This window comes from Pantoea sp. OVA07A (assembly GCF_019969975.1).
In the GTDB taxonomy this organism is placed as follows: Bacteria; Pseudomonadota; Gammaproteobacteria; order Enterobacterales; family Enterobacteriaceae; genus Pantoea; species Pantoea agglomerans.
In genome coordinates this window covers 1,769,162-1,788,109 of record NZ_JAHXYM010000001.1, presented here as the reverse complement: position 1 = coordinate 1,788,109, position 18,948 = coordinate 1,769,162, and the positions used below count along the sequence as shown (strand labels likewise).

Below are 18,948 nucleotides of genomic sequence, written 5' to 3'. Positions count from 1 at the left end.
CCGCCCTTGCTGCTGTTAGTGCTGTCGGTGCGCTCGCTGTTCTGCGCTGAAAGCAGGCTGATGTCGTTTTTCGCCGTCAGCCCGAGGTCGCCGCCCGCCTGAAGCTGGCTGCCCTGCACGAGGATGTCGCCCGCGCTGCCCGGCTGTGCGCCGGTGGCGGTGATGGCCAGGTTACCGCCCGCGCCCAGCGTGCTGCCCTGCGCTTCACGGCTTTCGGTGCGGGTCTCGCTTTTCGACGACTGGCTGCCGTAAGAAAGACTGATGCCGACCGAGTTGGTGGAGCCTTCTTCATAACCTTTGTCGCCCGGCTTCAGGCCTGCGGCGGTGTTTCTGGCGTTCGCCGCGTCGGTCTGCGCGCCGTCCATCTGGTAAGCCTGCGCGGCCTGGGCCGCCGTCAGCGCCGCTTTGGTGCCCTGCAACGCCTTCAGCCGGTCATCGCCGCTCTCATCGGCGGTGCGGGCGGTCTGCACTGCCGTGTTCAGCGCCGCACCCACGGTGCCGGACAGCGCCAGCGTCAGCCCGCTCTGCTTCTGCTCGGTTTTCGTCAGTGCGGTGTGGCTGTTTTCGGCCGCACTGAGGGTCACGTCGCTGCCGCTCAGGGAGAGATCTTTACCGGCGATCACGTCGCTGCCGTGCACGTTAAGCTGGTTACCGGCACTGAGGGTGACGCTTCCGTCGCTGCTCCCCACCGTGCTGCCGCGGCTGAGTGCGCCGCTGGCGTCGGTGCTGCTCTTCTGCATCGCCTGACCCACGGTGAAACCGATGCCGCCAGTGCCCATCAGGCCCGATTTTTTCTCCTCACGCTGATGCACTTCATCACGCGTTTCTGTGGCGGTCGTGATGCTGAGATCGCGGCCCGCGGTCAGCGCCACATCCTGCGTACCGGCGACGTTGCTGCCGGTCACGGCAATGTCGCGGCCCGCCTGAAGCCGGACGCTGTCGCCGCTCAGCGTGGTACTGAGCGCCTCGCTGCTGTGCAGTTCGTCGTGGGTTTCCAGACTGCTGCCCGACAGCAGCCCTTTGCTCGACTGCCTGCTGTGTTCGGTGAGATCGGTACGGCTGTTGCCCGCACTGAGCACGATGTCGCGTCCGGCGCTGGCGATCAGTGCCCCGCCCGCCGTGACGTCCGCTGCCGTAGCGCGGATATCCTGTCCGGCACTCAGCTGCAGCGCGCCGCCGGCGGTGATGCGTGACCCGGCATCGCTCTGCTGTGACAGGCGACGGTAGTTGCTGCTGTTCCAGCTGTCATTTTCAGTGTGCTGCGTGCTGAGGGTGCCGAGCGTCAGGTCATTGCCCGCCTGAATCTTCGTGGTGCTCTTCTCTCCGGCGTTGCCGATATCGCTGGCGGCCAGGGTGATGTTGTTCAGCGCGCTCAGCGTCAGCGCACCGTCGGTGCCCTGCACGTAGATACCGGCCGGACGATCTATCCAGCGGTCGGTACCGTCGCCGCGCAGCGTTGACTGGCTGGTAATATCCCGTCCGGCCAGCAGCGACACCTGCTTATCACCGCTGATGACGCCGCCCAGGTTAGTGATATCCTGACGGGCGGTGAGATTGATCGTGTTGCCGCTGATGTAGCCGCTGTTGGTCAGCGACTGCGCCGTCAGCTGCGTCACGTCGCGGCCCTTAATGGTCCCGCTATTAGTGATGTCGTTGCGGGCATTCAGCGCCACGCTACCGCCCCCGATCAACGCGCCGTCGCCGGTTAAGTCACCCTCTTTCACCTTCGCATAAACCTGCGGTACCAGCACGGTCTGCTGTGTGCCATCCGGCAGCGTCACGGTCTGATTCACCAGCCAGACGATATCGCTGGTGAGCAGCGCCATCTGCGCCGGGGTCAGCGCCACACCGAGTTCCAGGTCGTAGGCTTTGCCGAAGGCTACCCCATTATTCATCAGTCCGCGATACTGATCTTCATCACTGCCATACCCGCTGATATAGCGGTTGCCGGTCAGCTGAATAATCTGATCGCGCACCAGACGCTGCTCGTAATAACCATCGCCCAGCCGCTTCAGGATCCGGCTGCTGTCGGTGGTCAGCGCGTTCTGCATATAGTCGCTGCTGAGCCACTGCTTCTGATTAACAAAGCGCGGATCGGTCTCGACCAGGTAATGGCTGTCACTGCCAGGTTGCAGCTGGTACAGGCTGTTGTCCGGCAGCCGGATATCAGGTGAGACGGCGCGGATCACCGGCGTAATCGTCTGTCCATCGACGACCGTTGCTGGCAGTGTCAGCGAGAATTGTTGCCCCGCAGGTAACAGCAGTGGCCGGTCTTTAAGGCTGCCGAGCTTGTCCAGCGTCAGCGCACTGTCATAGCGTAATCCGGCTGGCAGTAACGCACTGCCGCTATCCGTGGCACTCAGCGCAACCGCCGCAACCGCCTGCTGGAGAGCAGGTGTGCCGATGCGGTCAGCCTGGGCTGTGACGCCCTGCTGCTGGCGGTTGCCGGTCTGATAGCCATTTCCCTGCGGCGCTGCATTCGCCTGCCAGCTCAGCGTCTGCAGATCGATGGTTTCCGTCACGGGCGCCGGGCGGTAGTTTTTCTTATCTTTGCCCTGCGACGTTTTGGTTCCACCCAGTTTCTTTTTCTTCTTCTTCGCGTACCAGCGAACCGATTTCCCGTCGTCCGTGGTAACGCGCGTTCCTTTTGTCGCCTGATTATTCAGCTCGCCTATCTGACCGCCGAGCACAGCACCCGCGACAATCTGGCTGTCGTGGTTGTTAAGACGACCGGCGCTAAAGGTCATGTTACCGCCCGACAGAATCTTGCCCGGATCGCTCTCCTGAATCTGGGTTTCTTTCACTATCCGCCGGTAGTCATACTCATAAAACTCGCTGCCGCTGGTGCCATCCGGCATTTTTGCCGTGTGCACGCCATATTTGTTTTTTTTGCTGGTATCCACGTCGGCCCAGTCAAAACGATCGGTGTGGCCTTTTAGCACCGCGTCGTGATGCTGGCTATCTTCGGTCGTAACGACCTGCGTGGTCAGGTGGCGGTTGGTATTGTTGATTTCCGCCATGCTGATCGTGGCATCCTGCCCGGCCTCAATTGTTGCCCCGTCATTGTTGAGCTGCTGCCCCTGTCCGGTGGCCTGATTATTCGCGTCCAGCTGGCCGCCAATGTGCAGATCGCCATCACTGTAGATCAGCGCATGGTCGCGGTTGTTCAGCGTGCCAGCCGCAATATCCAGGCGCTGCCGCGCCGCAATCACCGCCGCTTTGCCCGCTTCGCTGAGGTTGTTGAGCAGCGTAGCCGCAATGGCAATGTGATCGCCATAGATACGGCCGGTGCCGCTGTTATTCAGGACGCCCGCCACCAGGTGTGTCAGTCCGCCGTCAATCAGACCGCGATTGTTCAGGGTGTCGGCTGCCGTAATTTCGGTCTGCCCGCCGCTTATCTCGCCATTTGCCTGATTACTGATATTTTGCGCGGTAAGGAATAGCGCCTGCTGAGCAGCAAGGGTGCCGTCGTTGGTCACGTTTCCGCCCGCCGTCAGCCGCAGCGTACCGTTGGCTTTGACCTCTGAGAGGTTATGGAAATCACCTGCCAGCGTGATGCCGAGATTCCCCTGCGACAACACCTGTCCGTCGCCACTCAGGGAAGCTGCGTTGATCTGCGCCTCTTTATCAGCAATCAGCGTGCCCTGCTGATTGTTGATGGCGAGCGCCTGCCCCTGGGCTGAGTCCTGAATAGTCAGCGTATCCGCTGACGAGATCAGCCCGCTGACGTTATCCAGTGCCTGTTGCACGGTAAGCGCCAGCCTCTGTTTTGCGCGCAGAGCACCCTGACTGTTGTCCAGCGTGCCGGTTTCGATGGTTAAACTGCCCGCTTCAATGCCTTTACCGCTCTGTCGTGTATCGCGGTTGATCAGCGATGGCGTGGTGATCGTCATCTGCTGGCCGCCCTGAATCATCCCGCTACGGTTATCCAGCTGCTGGCTCAGTGACAGGGTACCGGTGCCGACGCTTTGCACCACCCCGTCATTGTTGACCAACTGACCCGCCGTCAGCGATAGCGTACCTGCCGAAAGGAGTTTGCCCGCCTGATTGTGCAGCGCATTTTGTCCCGCATTGAGCGTCAGATCGGTGCCACCCTGGATCTGTCCCTGCTGGTTATCCAGCGCGCCACTTTCAATATTGAGGTTACCGGCACCGGCAATAAGTCCGCGCTGGTTAGTCAGCGTCTGACCTGCCGTGGTGAGGGTGATATCCCCCGCCGACTGCAGTTTACCGTCACTGTTGTTCAGCGCCTGACCGTTGAAAGTCAGCCCGCCATTGCCTGCGACCTGCCCCTGGCTGTTGTTCAGTTCACTGGCGCTGAGTGATGCCTGCTGTCCGGCAGCAATGAAACCCGCCTGGTTATCAATTGCCCCGCTGTGCAGATCCAGACTGTTGAGGGCAACGATACCGCGCTGGTCACCACTGTCGCGATTGATCAGGGCGTGCCCCTGGGTGTCCAGCGTCATGTCGCTGCCAGCCTGTAACAGGCCACCCTGGTTTTGCAGCTCCCCGCTGGTGAGATCGAGCCGCCCTTTGCCGCCCGTCAGCGTGCCGGACTGGTTGTTGATATCGCCCGTCACAACCTGCGCGCCGCTATGACCGGTGATGAAGCCGCGCAGATTATCCAATGTGCCGCTGTAGAGCTTCAGCATGCCCGCACTGAACAGGCCGCCTGCGGCTCCGCTGTCACGATTGATCAGGCTGTTGCCGTGGGTGTCCAGTTGCAGATCGCCACCCGACTCAATCCTGCCTGCCCGGTTGTTGAGGAGTCCGCTATTCAGTTGCAGGGTGCCTTTAGCACCCAGTTGCCCCTGTTGGTGGTCGAAGGTCTGCTGATGAGTATCGATGCGAATATTCTGTCCCAGCATCACCCCGCTACGGCCATCAATCTGGCCGCTGGAGAGCAGCAGATCGCCGCCTGCAACAATGCCACCGCGTTCGCCGCTGTCGCGGTTATTCAGTTCGCCGCCCCGGGTGTTGACGGACAACGCCTCACCCGACTGAAGCAGGCCGCGCTGGTTATCCACGCTGCTGCTTTCCAGCGTTAATCCATGATCGGCATTAATAATCCCATCGACGTTGTTCAGTCCACCGCTGGTGAGCCGCATAGCGCCCGCCGAGACCAGCGAGCCCGTGCTGTTATCAAGATCACCACTGCTGATATGCAGATTAGCTCCCGCAATAACGCCGCCTGATGCCGCATTATTCAGCGCCTCTCCGTGCGTATTAAGCTGCATATCACCGCCGGACTGCAGTCGCCCGCCGCTGTTATCCAGCGCGCCACTGCTCAGCAATAGTTCGCCGCTGGCGCTGAGCAGAGCAGACCTGAAATCAGCGGCCTGGCCCTGCGTATCGATCACCAGGTTTTGTCCCTGAATGACGCCGTGATCACCGGCTAACTTTCCGGTTGAGAGTTGCAGATCACCGCGCGCCACAATGCCGCCGCGATCGCCGCTGGCGTTGTTGTTCAGCTGCGCGCCGTGCGTATCCAGTGAGAGCGCCTGACCCGATTGTAATAAGCCTCGCTGATTGTCGAGCGCGCCGGTCTTCAGCGTCAGCGCCCCATCAGACATCAGTGTGCCGTCAATGTTGGTCAGCAGGCCGCTGGTGATGTTGGCCGCCGAGGCAGCGGCGATAACGCCGTTCTGGTTATCCAGGTCGCCACTGTTAAGGGCAAGTGCGCCACCGCTGATTATCCCTGCTTTACCGCTGTCACGGTTAATCAGCGCCTGTCCGTGGGTATCAAGTGTCAAATCGCCGCCTGACTGGATCAGACCGCTGTGATTGTCCGTTGTCCCGCTGGAAATGCTGAGATCGGTACGGGCGACCGAGTTGCCGCCAGTATTGTTCAGTTCACCCTGCTGCGTGTCGATGGTCACGCCGTGGCCAAGCAGGGTTCCACGCTGATTATCCAGCGCCTGGCTGCGCAAAGTGACCTGCTGACCCGCTTCGATGCGACCCTGGGTGTTATCAATAGCCTCACGGGTCATCAGCGTAGCGTCACCGCCAGTTGAAGCAATCAGGCCCTGCTGATTATTCAGGCTTGCGCTGGTGAGTTGCAGATTGTGACTGGCCTGCAGCGCACCCTGCGCGTTCGTCAGGGACTCCTGAACATCCAGTTGCAGATCGCCGCTGCCCGCAGCCAGCAGCGTGCCACCGCTGTTATCCAGGCTACCTGAGGCAAGATTCAGATTACTGCCGCTCTCAATCCGCCCATCGCGGTTGTCTGTGTCACCCGAAACCGCGATCGCCATCTCGCCAGCGCCACGCTGCGACAGCAGACCCTGACGGTGATCCAGCGTGCCCGCCGTCAGCGTCAGCGCCTCTGCCTGGGTGTGTGCCTGTGAGAGATCGAGCCTGTCGCCGCTGAGCGTTAACGCACCCGCTGACAGCAGATTGCCCTGATTGCCCTCCAGCCGGGTCGCATTAAGGTTCAGCGCGCCATTATTACCCGCCAGCTGCACGGTGCCGCCCTGATTATCCAGCCATGGCGTATCCAGCTGCAGTAAGTCACCGTTACCTGCGATGAGCCCGCTGCGGTTTTCAATATGCTCTGCCTGCAGCCGGGTATCGCCTTCATTGCTCAGCGTGCCCTGATTGTTGAGCAACGACCCCGTGGAGATCGTCAGGGCTTCGCGGTTTTGCTGGCGCAGCAGGCCGCGATTGTTACTGATGTTTTGTGCCGCGACAGCGAGGCTGCCCGCCGCCAGTTTGCCGTCATCATTGTTAAGCGCCGTCGCAGCCTGAATCCCGAGTGTACGGCCCGCCACCGTGGCGCCCTGGGTGCTGATATCCGCCTGCGTAGAGGTCAGCGCGATGGCATCGGCTGAGGTCTGGCTCCCGGCGAGATCGACCCGGCTACCCCGCGCCTGAATCTGGTCGTGTGCCAGGTTTTTACCCCGCGCCTTAAGCTCACCCTGGCTGGTCAGCAGCAAATTACCGGGCTGGCTCAGCGTCTCATTGCCGCCAACGCCTGCCGCCAGCGAACTCTCAGCGGTGCTCTCAATGGTGCTGGCGGAGAGCGTCGCGTTACGGCCTGCGCTCACCAGCCCACTGTTGCGCAGCGTGCCGCTGGAGGCCAGCGTGACATCCTGCTGTGACACGATGTTGCCGCGGTTCTCCTGGTCGCCATTGCTGGCGATCTGCAGCGCGGCCTGACTTTGCAGCGTGCCGCTGTTCTCCAGTCTGCCATCCACGGTCAGGTGCAGTTCACCGGCGCTGGCTCCCAGTTCACCGGCATTACGCACGCCAACGCCCTTTTCAGTGCCGGTCAGGGTGATTTTATGGGCATACATGCCGCCAATTGCCGCGACGTCGAGCGCAAATTCAGGCCGTGTCGTCCCATTATCCGCTTTCACCGTAGTGACGTTACCTTCGGTCGCAACCTGGTTCCTGCCTGTGACCACATTGAGTTCGCGGGCATGAACTTTTGCGTTAACCGCTACCGACTGCGCAATGATCTGGGTGTAGTCAGCATCGCTGTCATTCAGGCCCTGACCTTCGATATTGATTCGGCCGCCATTAACATCGAAGCCTTTGAGCTGGCCGTTTTCAATCAGCGCCTGTCCGGTGGTCAGCGTATTGCGGCTGGCGTTAATAAATCCGCAGCCGTTACAGGTAATGCCTGACGGGTTTGCAATGACTACCGCAGCCCGTTTACCGGCTACTTCGATAAACCCGTTAAGCTGGCTGGGATTACGGCTGTTGACTTCGTTGAGGATAACCGTGGCTTCCTGCTTTGACAGCCACGGGTTAGCCGCCACCATGCCACCCAGTTGAGTAGCCGTGTTCTGATGGCTGTTGTTCAGGATTGCGCCGCGCGCGTCAACGTCGAGCTGGCTGTACTGGTTGCGGGAAACACCCTGGCTATTGGGCGTCTGAATGTTGATTTGCGGCAGACCATTTGCGGTGGCCATGACGGTAGGCTGCTGGCTGCCCGGCGCGCTGTTGTCTGCCACAATGTTGGCCTGCACCGGCAGACTGACCCCACCCGCTGCCAGCCAGAGTGCAAAGCTGAGCGGTGAGATCCGCACCCTTGCCTCTGCATATGAGGTGCGCTTCGGGCTTCGGGCAACACGTGAATAGCCGCTACGGGTAATGTCAGACACCACCATTAACATGCCGCGAACCCGGTTGAAGATAAGGCGATAGCAGAGTTTATTCATAATGCGCACAGTCCATTGTCAGCAATATCGATAAAAGGTTTAGTAGTTCCAGTTCACGCTGAAACCATAGGTGACAGGATCGGTTTTGAAGCCGTCCGGTTTCGACAGAGGAATCCCGGCTAAAAAGTCGTAGCTCAGGCTGGCGGGCGTGATCGCGCCGCGCAATCCGATGACGCCGCCCGCCAAATGTCGTCCCAGAGGTCCACCCTGGGAGGCGCTGTTGCCGCCCACCTCGCCATAGTCGGCACCCAGGTAAAGCTCCTGAGCGGGCAGCGGCGTCTGCCAGGCCAGCGTGTTCTGAACGGTCCAGCCGCGACTGGCACTGAGGGTGCGCTCGCCATCAAAACCGCGCACCGTCCAGCGGTTGCCAATCGCGAACTCATCCTGCGGTGTCAGCGGGGTGTTGCTCATCTGGCGACGATATTGGATGTTGTAACTTAAACGCTGATTGCCCAGCGCGAACGGCGTGGTGAGCCCCGCCTGCCAGGTCAGGATTTTAGAAAGCGCGGTGGCATAGGTAGAGTCCTGATATGACTCCTCCCAGGCGGGCAGCGCACCGAACCAGCGCGTACCACGCTGATAGCTGACACCGGCGTCCAGCGTCGCCGGACCGATATAGTGCCGGTGTGACAGGCCGAGTCGCCATGCGCTGGTACGGCGCTGCTGGCTGCTGATTTCGGTGTCGTTGATGAAGTTGCGCGACTCTTTAACCAGCACATCGGCGCTGACGGTGGTTTTGGCGGCGGCATTACGGTAGATCACCCGGCTGGCCTGCACATCCAGCGAGCGACTCTTTCCGGCATAGAGAAAATCGCGGCTGTAACCGGCGACTGTCTGATGGTAGTCGTAGTCGCTGGCGGTAAGGCCAAACAGCCAGTAGCCGACAGGCACCGAGTAATGTCCCGACAGGCTTTTGCTGCTTTTTCTGCCAGCAAATCCCAGGTCGCGACTGGCGGTCAGGTAGAAGAGATCGCTGAGGGAGGTCGGGTTATCCAGCGCCAGCATCATCCCGCTCTGATAGCGCCCGGTACTTTCGGTGCCGGAATCATCCAGCCATGCGCCGAGTCGCCAGAAACGGCGCTGCGTGCGTTCAATCACGATGTCACTTTCACCCGGATTGAGGCCAGGACGGAGCGCCATATGCGCTTCCACCGTCGGCAGACGCTGCAGGTTTTCCAGCCCCTGTTCAATATCCCGTAAATCCAGCAGATTGCCTGCATGGGCGGGTAATGTCGGCCACAGGCTGACATAGCGGGATGATGAGGGTGACAGTTCCACACTGCGGATTTTGCCAGGCACTATCAGCAGGTGCAGCACGCCCTGGCGCAGATCCTGCTGCGGAGCCAGCACGCGCGTAGTGACCCAGCCATGATTAATCAGCCGGTTTTGCAGCGTGCTCATTAACTGGCTGATGCCTTTTACGCCGAGACAATGACCATTGGCCTGACTGGCCAGACGTTGCAGAGGCACCCAGTGCGGCAGCGCCTCCTGCCCGGACAGACTGACCTGCTGAATAACAAAACAGGGTGTTTCCTGCGGGAACGTCAGGTGGGAAGGTGCCGGAACCGTTTCTGAGAGACGCACATCAGGCACCTGTGGCATCAGCCGTTGCTGACGCGCTTTTTGTTGCTCCTGCTGATGCTGTAATTGCTCATCACCCGGTGCCGCCTGCACAGTGCAAACTGGCAGGATGGTAATCAGCAAAGCGCAAAGCAGAGGTGCCAGCGTTGTTAAAACTCCATTTTTTTGGGGCTGCATAACCGATCCATGTGGTTAAGGTGTAACAAAATGTATATGACTTTTTTCCTGCGCACATTATGGCGCTGGAATCAAAAACCACAAGAAAAATTACAGAAAAACTTACACTAAGCTTACAAAAGTTAGTGGGACGGGCCATTTAAAAAAGTACCAGTAATTACCCGTATCTCAGGGGTTATTGAGTCTGACGAATCGCCGGGATTAGCTAAAGGCGCAGAGACGGATATTTTTAGCCAATGAATAACAAGGGATTAGCCATTCGTCCAGCGCGTCAGAGACCAGCTTTGTAGCCGGGCTAACGACGGAACTGAAGTAGCCGAACTCGTTACCTGAAAAGTTTTCTGGCTATAGCAAATATTCTTACGGTTACTCTCTTGTTATTAATGGTACGCATTTCAGGCATCACCAACATACTACCCTGCCATGCTCATAAAATTTTACTTTAGTCAAAATTATGAATGCATTTTGCTTTAGTCGATATCGCACTCTCCTGCGCCAGCGTCTGTTTCAGGGGCTTCTCCAGGACATAAAAAAAGCCCCCTCATAAAGGAGGAGGCTTAACATTAATTAGCCAGCGTTATTGCTGTTGCTTAGTGCAGCTTCAGCCGGGGACGAATAACCCGGTTAATACTGCCGACCAGCATCATCAGACCGGTTTTGAAGTAGCCGTGTAGCGCAATCTGGTGCATACGGTAAAGCGAGATATAGACAAAGCGCGCGATGCGCCCTTCCACCATCATTGAGCCGCGCATCAGGTTGCCCATCAGGCTGCCGACCGTACTGAAGCGGGAGAGCGATACCAGCGAGCCATGATCTTTATAGACATAGGCTTTTAGCGGTTTACCGTCACGCTGCGCCAGAATGTTGTCCATGGCGCGTGAGGCCATCTGATGCGCTGACTGGGCGCGCGGTGGTACAAAACCGCCGCCCGGCAAGGCGCAGGAGGCGCAGTCGCCAATCGCGTAGATGTCATCGTCCAGCGTGGTTTGCAGCGTCTCTTTGACCACCAGCTGATTGATGCGGTTGGTTTCCAGTCCGCCAATCTCTTTCAGGAAGTCGGGTGCTTTAATCCCAGCCGCCCAGACCATCAGATCGGCTTCGATAAACTCACCGCCTTTGGTATTCAGGCCATTACGCTCGGCGCTGGTGACCATGGTCTGCGTCAGCACGCGCACGCCCAGCTTGGTCAGCTCCTGATGTGCCGCAGCAGAGATGCGCGGTGGCAGTGCAGGCAGGATACGTTCACCCGCTTCCACCAGCGTCACATTCAGCGCTTCGCGTCCCAGGCCTTTGAAGCCGTAGCTGTGCAGCTGTTTCACCGCGTTGTGCAATTCAGCTGACAGCTCAACGCCTGTTGCCCCGCCGCCCACGATGGCGATGTTAACTTTCTCGACCCGGCCTTCGCTGGCGGAGAATTTCAGGAACAGGTTGAGCATTTCGTTATGGAAACGACGCGCCTGATGCGGATTATCCAGGAAGATGCAGTGATCTTTAACGCCCGGCGTACCGAAATCATTCGAGGTGCTGCCCAGCGCCATCACCAGCTGGTCGTAGGCCACTTCACGTTGTGGCACCAGCACTTCGCCCTGCGCATTCAGCACTTCGGCCAGGCGGATCACTTTTCGGGTGCGATCGATATCGGTGAGCGAACCCAGCTGGAACTCAAAACCGTGATTGCGGGCATGAGCCAGATAGCTCAATGCATCAATGCCTTCGTCCATTGAGCCGGTCGCCACTTCGTGCAGCAGCGGCTTCCACAAGTGACTGTGGTTACGATCAACCAGGATAATCTCGGCCTTCTTTTTACGACCCAGTTTATGGCCCAGCTGCGTGGCCATTTCCAGGCCGCCCGCTCCCCCTCCGACAATAACAATTTTCTTAACAGACGTAGTCAACAAAGACCCCCTCAAATTGTGAACCAAAAGTTAACCAAAGGTTAAATTAAACCTTAAGAAACATAGGGTTGGCGAAGTTAAAATCGCAATCTGCTGGGAGAATAGCATGGCGGGAAGAGGAGAACATAAGAATATTGATATACATCAAAGCGGGAAAATAAAACTCAGATAATTACGTAATAAAAACAGGCACCTTGCGGTGCCTTTGCTGCTTAACCTAATGTTTTAAAAGCTTTTATCCGCTTAAGATGTGGGGATATATTTTTGAATTTGTGCCCTTCCGTCTCATCCCAGACAATTTCATAAAACGGATGCAGCTGGTCAGCAATGTGCTGGCTGTCGAGCGCCTCATCGTGACGGGAGAGAATGGCCAGACAGCGGTCACGATTACGCTCGCGAAAATCGCTGACGCACTTCGTTGCGATATCCTGATACTCCTCCGGCCGGTCGATCTTCCCTTCCATATTCGCCTGCGGCGAGAGGTTGGGATTAAAAATCACCTGCCGGATGCCGCACAGAAATCCAATGCGCTCTGACCAGAAGCCGCCCAGTCCGACGCCGCAAATCAGCGGCCGGTCGTCGTCAGAAAGCGTCAGCATCTTATCGGTCTCTTTTAGCAGAAACTGCATGTCATGTTTGGGATGGCGGGTGCTGTAACTGATCAACCTGACATCAGGATCGATAAATTGCAGTTGCAGCACTTTTTCGTGATTGCCCGGACTGTTGGAATCAAAACCGTGCAGATAGATGATCATGATAATCCTCAAGGTAGTGATAGCGCCGGGCAGTCACTGCTTACCACGACGCCTTATGAGCCAGCCAGCGTTCCTGAAGCGCACTCAGTTGCTGAGCATTATTTTTCCAGCGATGCGTTCCCCGCAGTTCATCGCGGGTAAACCTGCCCTGATGATACAGCTGTGTAACCCGCTCTGACCCGACCGGGATCAGGTTATCCAGTACACTGATGGCGCCCTGACGCTGATTGCAGACCAGAATCATGTCACAGCCCGCGGAAAGGGACTGCTGCGCCCGCTCAGGATAGCTGCCCATCACCGCTGCGCCCTCCATCGACAGATCGTCGGAGAAAATAATACCGTCAAAGCCCAGTTGCTCACGCAGCACGGTTTTAAGCCAGTATGGCGAACCACTGGCGGGCAGCGGATCAACTTCGGAGTAGATGACGTGTGCGGGCATGATGGCGTCCAGTGCCTGTTCGGTAATCAGCTTGCTGAAGATTGCCATGTCATGCTCACGCAGCGTCTTTTCGTCCCGCGGATCGCGTGGGGTCTCTTTATGCGAATCCGCACTCACCGCACCGTGACCCGGAAAATGTTTGCCCGTGGTCTTCATGCCCGCCTCGTGCATCCCCGCAATAAAGCGGCGGGCGACGTCAAGGGCGATGGCCGGATCGGCATGGAAAGAACGGTCACCAATCGCGGCGCTGATATGACCAATATCGAGTACCGGCGCAAAGCTGATATCGATATCCATGGCGATCATCTCGGCCGCCATTTGCCATCCCGCCTGTTGCGCCAGTTCACCGGCGGTATCCAGGTCGTGCAACGCAGCAAAAGATTGCATGGCAGGCAGTTGGGTGAAGCCGTCACGGAAACGCTGCACGCGACCGCCCTCCTGATCCACCGCCACTACCAGCCGGGTGTGAGAGGCGGCGCGGATCTGCCGCACCAGCTCTGCCAGCTGTGCGGGATCATGATAATTTCGCGCAAATAAAATTAAACCGCCCACCAGCGGATGCTGCAGGATGTCGCGCTCTTCGCCATCCAGTTCATAACCCTCGACGTCAAGCATCAGGGGGCCGGGTAAATCTGATCTCATATCATGAATCCTGTAGCGAAACGCACCTGCGTAACGCGATTAAATCTGTTCCCAGCTCTGTCGAGCCAGCTGTTGTAATGTGTCGTCGTCACGCTGACCGGCACGGAGCTGATACCAGCTGGCCATCAGCAACTGCAGCCAGGGCTGCCAGCGTCTGACCTGCTGCACCAGCGCGGTAAGCGGCAGCTGCATCTCCGCGGCATACTCAACCAGCCAGTCGGCCTGGTGCTGCGGATCGCTGGCACAGACAGCCGCCAGCTCCAGCGCCACGTCGCCATCGGCGGCATACTCCCAGTCGATCAGACGCAGACCTTCGGGATCTTGTATGACATTTCCGGCATGCAGATCCATGTGCAGCGGAGCCAGTCGCAGCGGGTGAGGTTCACCCTGCTGCGTCAGACGCCTGAGCGCCCGCAACCAGCGGTGATGCCGCTGTGGAGTGAGCTGCCAGTAGCGCCATAACAGCGGCAACAACTGCAGACGATAGCCGGTCAGCGGCTGCTGATGCAGCTGCTGTAGCAGTGCCACGATCTGTGGACGCTGCTGGCTGAAACGGTGTTCATCCAGCGCTTCGCCTGCGCACCAGGTCAGGATAATCCCCTGACGATGGCCCGCCACGGGCTGCGGTGCCACTCCGCTGGCTTGCAGTTTGCGTAACAGACGGAATTCGCGCTGCCGATCCACAAACGGAATAACCGGTTGCGGTGCCGCCCGCGCGATAAAAGTTCCGCGCGGGCTGACAATCTTCTGGCTATGCCCGGTCAGACCGGCCAGCGGGATAAAGGATGTCTTTTCTGGTTCGCCGGTGACCTGCTGAATCATCCGCTGGAAAGCGGGATTAATTCTGTGCAATGCCGTTGCCGGACCAGATGATCTCGCCTGTCTGGACCAGCATCAGTTGCATTTGCAGCGTCGGCGCTTTGACATCGCCACGCGCGTTGCTGTAAAGCACATACTGAGCGTTAACGTTACGCGCCAGGCCAATCGCTTTACTGCGCGAGTTCAGGCTGTCATCCGGCGATAATCCCAGCGTCTGCTTGGCCTGCGCCAGTTGGTCAGCAGAAACCAGGGTGAATTTGCCGTTGTTATTCAGCGCATTCTGGATAGCTGCCGTCGCTTTCTCGCTTTGCAGCGCACCGTTGGTGCTGTTTTTAACGCGATCCACCAGCAACACGCTGCCCGGCTCGGCGCTGGCAGCCTGTAACATCTGCGCCACCAGCGGCTGAACGCTGGCATCCCAGTTGATAGTGACCAGTTTCGGTGGCTGCGGCACAGGCTGCGGTTGCGGCACCGGTTCAGGTTGTGGAACGGGCTGCACCGGCTCCACAGGCTGAGTCGGTTCAACTGGTGCAGGCTGCTGCTGTTTCACCACACAGCCGGTCAGAATGAGCGCCATCAGGAGCGCTCCGGTACGATTAACACTGCGTATCACGTAGAAAATCCTTAAAGATAGAGATAAAGACGAACCTTGCTGGCCGTCAGGTTACCCAGTTGCGAAGTGGCGATAATGCTGCCCTGCGCCGGAACGGTAACGGTCTGCGCCGGTTCCTGCGGGGTGATTTCCAGCCCTTTGTCGTCATACCAGTAGTAACGATAGTGCACAACAACCGGTGTTTCGCGCTGATTATAGAGCACGCTGGTGGCACGCTTCAGTCCATCGTTCTCATCCAGCGTCGGTTCATCGGTAATGATCCCTGCCGACAACACAGAGGACTCCATCACCAGCGACTGTGACGTATTGATCATCGGTTTATCACTGCTGCAGGCCGTCAGGCAGAGCAGGATCGGCAGGCCAGTCAGCCAGGATCGCATAGCACGCTTCCGTTATCAGGTCAGTTAGAGAGCATCGGTCCCAGCGGTTCACCGCCCAGCAGATGCATATGAATGTGATAAACCTCCTGACCACCATGTTGATTGCAGTTCACAATCAGACGATAACCATTTTGATCGATACCTTCCTGACGGGCGATTTTCGCCGCGGTAGTAAACATACGTCCCAGCGCATGCTCATGCGCCGCTTCCGCCTCGTTGACCGTTGGGATCAGCACATTCGGCACGATTAAAATATGGGTCGGCGCTTTGGGCGAAATGTCGCGGAAGGCAGTGACCAGCTCATCCTGATAAACCACATCAGCGGGGATTTCGCGGCGGATAATTTTACTAAAAATGGTTTCTTCTGCCATGGTGCAATTCCTTTAGCCTGAGTCTTAATCAATCAGTATGCGGGAGAAATTTGTTTTCTTTCAACCTCAGGACCACTTTTCTTGCATTGTTCGCCTGCCTTTGCAGCAGCACCCTCTCTCCGTAACCCGCACGCTGTTCAGAATGCTAACAACGCCCCTGCCACACCAGAAAATGAAACGCTGTTTTATAAATTAGAATTTCGCCACCCTTTTCTTTGTATGACTGCCACTTCAGCGCCAGCACTTGCCAAATTGCGAAGGTTTAGCCGACCCGTCAGTTCTACTTTGCTAACCAGTCCGGGTGAGATAACCGGCGTCACCAGGGATAAACCGCCATAAACATCAAGGAGCATCAGACATGCGCTCACGTAAAATTGGTCTTGGCCACTATCTGGCCTACGGTTCCGGAGATTTTCTTGGAGCAGGCACCACGGCGCTGACCGCCGCCTGGTTGCTCTATTTTTACACCACCTTTTGTGGGTTAACCCCGATTCAGGCCACGCTGATCTTTGCCGCTGCCCGCGTGCTGGATGCGATAGTCAGTCCGCTGATGGGCTTTCTGACCGATAACTTCGGTTCGACCTGGCTGGGCAAACGCTTTGGCCGCCGCAAATTCTTTATCCTGCTCGGCATACCCTCTGTATTCAGTTATAGCCTGATGTGGCTCAGCGACATGAGTTTCTGGTGGTATCTCTGCACGTATCTGTTGTTTGATATCGTCTACACCATGATCCTGGTGCCGTATGAAACGCTGGTGCCGGAAATGACCGACGATTTCAAACAGAAAACCCGCTTCTCCGGTGCCCGCATCGGCCTGGCACAGCTGTCGGCCATTCTGGCTGCCTTTTTACCCGGTATTTTGCTGGGGATGCTGGGCAAAGATAATCCTCTCTCCTTCTTCTACGCCAGCCTGGTGTTTTCGGTAATCTGCGCGCTGGTGCTGACGCTGGTGTGGTGTTTTACCTGGGAGCGTCACCCCGATGACTTTTCCGCCGAGTCACGCCGTGCAGAACAGGAAAAGCAGCAGCTGACGCTGATGCAGAATCTCAAGCGGCTCTATGTCGAGCTGGCTTCAACCTTACGCATCCGCATCTTCCGCCAGCACCTTGGCATGTACCTCGGCGGCTATATCGCCCAGGATGTGTTTAACGCCGTCTTTACCTGGTATGTGGTATTTGTGCTGATGCAGAGCGCTCAGGTCGCCTCCAGCCTGATGGGCACCATGGCGGTGCTGCAGTTTATTGCCGTGATGGCGATGATTCCGCTCTGCATCCGCATGGGACCCGCGCCCGCCTACCGTCTGGTGGCCATATTGTTTGGCCTGGCGGCGCTCTCCTACGCTGGATTGTGGTATGCCGGAATGAACGACAACATGTCGCTGCTGTTGGTGATCTCTGCCCTGGCAGGCCTGGGACGTGGCGGCATCAACTATGTGCCGTGGAACACCTATACCTATATCGCCGATGTGGATGAGGTGATCACCGGACAGCGCCGTGAAGGAATTTTTGCCGGCATCATGACCCTGACGCGTAAAGCGTCGCAGGCTGGCGCAGTCATGCTGGTCGGTATCGTGCTGCAGCTCTCCGGCTTTGTCTCTGGACAGGCGACCCAGGTACCCGGCGTCAGCCACACTATCCTGGCGATTCTCAGCATAGGCACTGTGGCCGTGCTGGCCTGCGGCTTTATCGTGTCACTGCGCTTTAAGCTTAATCTGCAGACCCACACTGTGCTGCGCCAGGAGACGCTGAAGATGCGCGACGCGGGCCGCATCGTGCCGGAAAGCATCACGCCGGAAGCACGCGGAATTGTAGAAACGCTGGCTGGCATGCCTTACGAAAATCTTTGGGGCAACAACAACATTGGCTTCCTTAATCGTAATAAGCCAGCGCCGGAAAAATTGTCCGCACATCCCACTTTAAACCCTTCTTTAAACCCGACCTTAAAACGACAGGAATAAACCATGACTGTATTTCCCGTTAAACACAGCAAATTATTGTGCCAGCCCGAGCATCTGTTGCCACGCAGCGAACTGGTACAGCTGATTCAAAAGCTGACACAGAATCTGGTTAACATCACCGATGAGACAGGCGAATTTTTATTACGGCTGGACGATGGCCGGGTGATTGATACCAAAGGCTGGGCGGGTTGGGAATGGACACACGGCATCGGTCTGTATGGCATGCTGCACTACTATCAGCAGACCGGTGACCAGCAGACGCTGGCCATTATTGATGAGTGGTTTACGCAGCGTCTGGCGGAAGGCACGCCGACCAAAAATGTGAATACCGTTTGTCCTTTTCTGACGCTGGCCTACCGTTACGAAGAGACCGGGAACCCGGCCTGGGTGCCGGTGCTGGAGCGCTGGGCAGAATGGGTCATGTATGAGATGCCGCGTACCGAACAGGGCGGCCTGCAGCACATTGTCTATAACAACGAAAACCCGCAGCAGCTCTGGGACGATACGCTGATGATGAGCGTAATGGCGCTGGCGAAAATTGGCCAGTTGCTGAAGCGCGATGAGTGGATTGAAGAAGCGAGTTATCAGTTCCTGCTGCACACCCAGTTTCTGATGGATCGCAAAACCGGCTTATGGTTCCACGGCTGGAACTTTGACGGTCGCCATAACTTTGCTGATGCACGCTGGGCGCGCGGTAACAGCTGGGTGACGATTGTCATTCCCGACTTCCTGGAGATGATGAACTGGCCTGAGCATCACGCTACCCGCCGTTATCTGCAGCAGGTGCTGGAGACCCAGGTTAAAGCACTCAGGGAGTGTCAGCACAGCAGCGGATTGTGGCACACCCTGCTTGATGATCCGCACAGCTACCCGGAAGCCTCCGCCACCGCCGGGTTTGCCTATGGCATTCTGAAAGGGGTTCGCAAGCGTTATCTGCCCGCGGAGTATCGCGAGGTGGCAGAAAAAGCGTTGCGCGGCGTGATTGCCAATATTGATGACGATGGCGAGTTAAAACAGGTCTCCTTTGGAACCGCAATGGGCAAGGATCTGGATTACTACCGCACGGTTCCTCTGACCTCGATGCCCTACGGCCAGGCGATGGCCCTGCTCTGCCTGACAGAGTATCTGCGCGTTTACCTCTGAATCCCGGCCAA

11 protein-coding genes are annotated in these 18,948 nt (G+C 57.8%); 2 read left to right on the top strand and 9 right to left on the bottom strand.

Annotation, left to right across the window (positions count from 1 at the left end):
* The 9 genes from LC417_RS08565 to hinT form a co-directional block, all read right to left on the bottom strand.
* On the bottom strand, nucleotides 1-8,165 hold an 8,165-nt coding region (locus tag LC417_RS08565; protein ID WP_223565706.1), incomplete at its 3' end, for a hemagglutinin repeat-containing protein.
* A gap of 39 nt (nucleotides 8,166-8,204) precedes the next feature.
* Nucleotides 8,205-9,923, bottom strand: a complete 1,719-nt coding sequence (locus LC417_RS08560) for a ShlB/FhaC/HecB family hemolysin secretion/activation protein (RefSeq protein ID WP_223565705.1) — start codon at nucleotides 9,921-9,923, stop codon at nucleotides 8,205-8,207.
* Between the two features lie 590 nt (nucleotides 9,924-10,513).
* Nucleotides 10,514-11,818, bottom strand: a complete 1,305-nt coding sequence (locus LC417_RS08555) for an NAD(P)/FAD-dependent oxidoreductase (protein ID WP_010246297.1) — start codon at nucleotides 11,816-11,818, stop codon at nucleotides 10,514-10,516.
* Between the two features lie 212 nt (nucleotides 11,819-12,030).
* A complete protein-coding gene (ycfP, locus tag LC417_RS08550) occupies nucleotides 12,031-12,573 on the bottom strand; it encodes an alpha/beta hydrolase YcfP (protein ID WP_010246299.1) in 543 nt (180 codons plus the stop codon).
* A 40-nt stretch (nucleotides 12,574-12,613) separates the two neighbouring features.
* The gene (nagZ, locus tag LC417_RS08545; protein ID WP_022625859.1) at nucleotides 12,614-13,654 is read right to left on the bottom strand and encodes a beta-N-acetylhexosaminidase; all 1,041 of its coding nucleotides are present in this window, start codon (nucleotides 13,652-13,654) and stop codon (nucleotides 12,614-12,616) included.
* 39 nt (nucleotides 13,655-13,693) lie between these two features.
* Nucleotides 13,694-14,476, bottom strand: a complete 783-nt coding sequence (gene thiK / locus LC417_RS08540) for a thiamine kinase (RefSeq protein ID WP_223565735.1) — start codon at nucleotides 14,474-14,476, stop codon at nucleotides 13,694-13,696.
* A 16-nt stretch (nucleotides 14,477-14,492) separates the two neighbouring features.
* Nucleotides 14,493-15,086 (bottom strand): penicillin-binding protein activator LpoB, encoded by a 594-nt coding sequence (gene lpoB, locus LC417_RS08535; protein WP_022625861.1) that lies wholly within the window; start codon nucleotides 15,084-15,086, stop codon nucleotides 14,493-14,495.
* Between the two features lie 11 nt (nucleotides 15,087-15,097).
* The gene (locus tag LC417_RS08530) at nucleotides 15,098-15,466 is read right to left on the bottom strand and encodes a YcfL family protein (RefSeq protein WP_010669861.1); all 369 of its coding nucleotides are present in this window, start codon (nucleotides 15,464-15,466) and stop codon (nucleotides 15,098-15,100) included.
* A 20-nt stretch (nucleotides 15,467-15,486) separates the two neighbouring features.
* Nucleotides 15,487-15,837 carry a purine nucleoside phosphoramidase gene (gene hinT / locus LC417_RS08525; protein WP_009090851.1) on the bottom strand — a complete coding sequence of 117 codons (351 nt, stop codon included), beginning with the start codon at nucleotides 15,835-15,837 and terminating at the stop codon, nucleotides 15,487-15,489.
* Between the two features lie 358 nt (nucleotides 15,838-16,195).
* Here hinT and LC417_RS08520 point away from each other — a divergent pair, with 358 nt between their 5' ends.
* Both LC417_RS08520 and LC417_RS08515 read left to right on the top strand, forming a co-directional pair.
* The gene (locus LC417_RS08520) at nucleotides 16,196-17,794 is read left to right on the top strand and encodes an MFS transporter (RefSeq protein WP_111533674.1); all 1,599 of its coding nucleotides are present in this window, start codon (nucleotides 16,196-16,198) and stop codon (nucleotides 17,792-17,794) included.
* A 3-nt stretch (nucleotides 17,795-17,797) separates the two neighbouring features.
* Complete coding sequence (locus tag LC417_RS08515; RefSeq protein ID WP_223565704.1) at nucleotides 17,798-18,937, top strand: glycoside hydrolase family 105 protein; 1,140 nt, start codon at nucleotides 17,798-17,800, stop codon at nucleotides 18,935-18,937.
* Nucleotides 18,938-18,948: the final 11 nt, after the last annotated feature.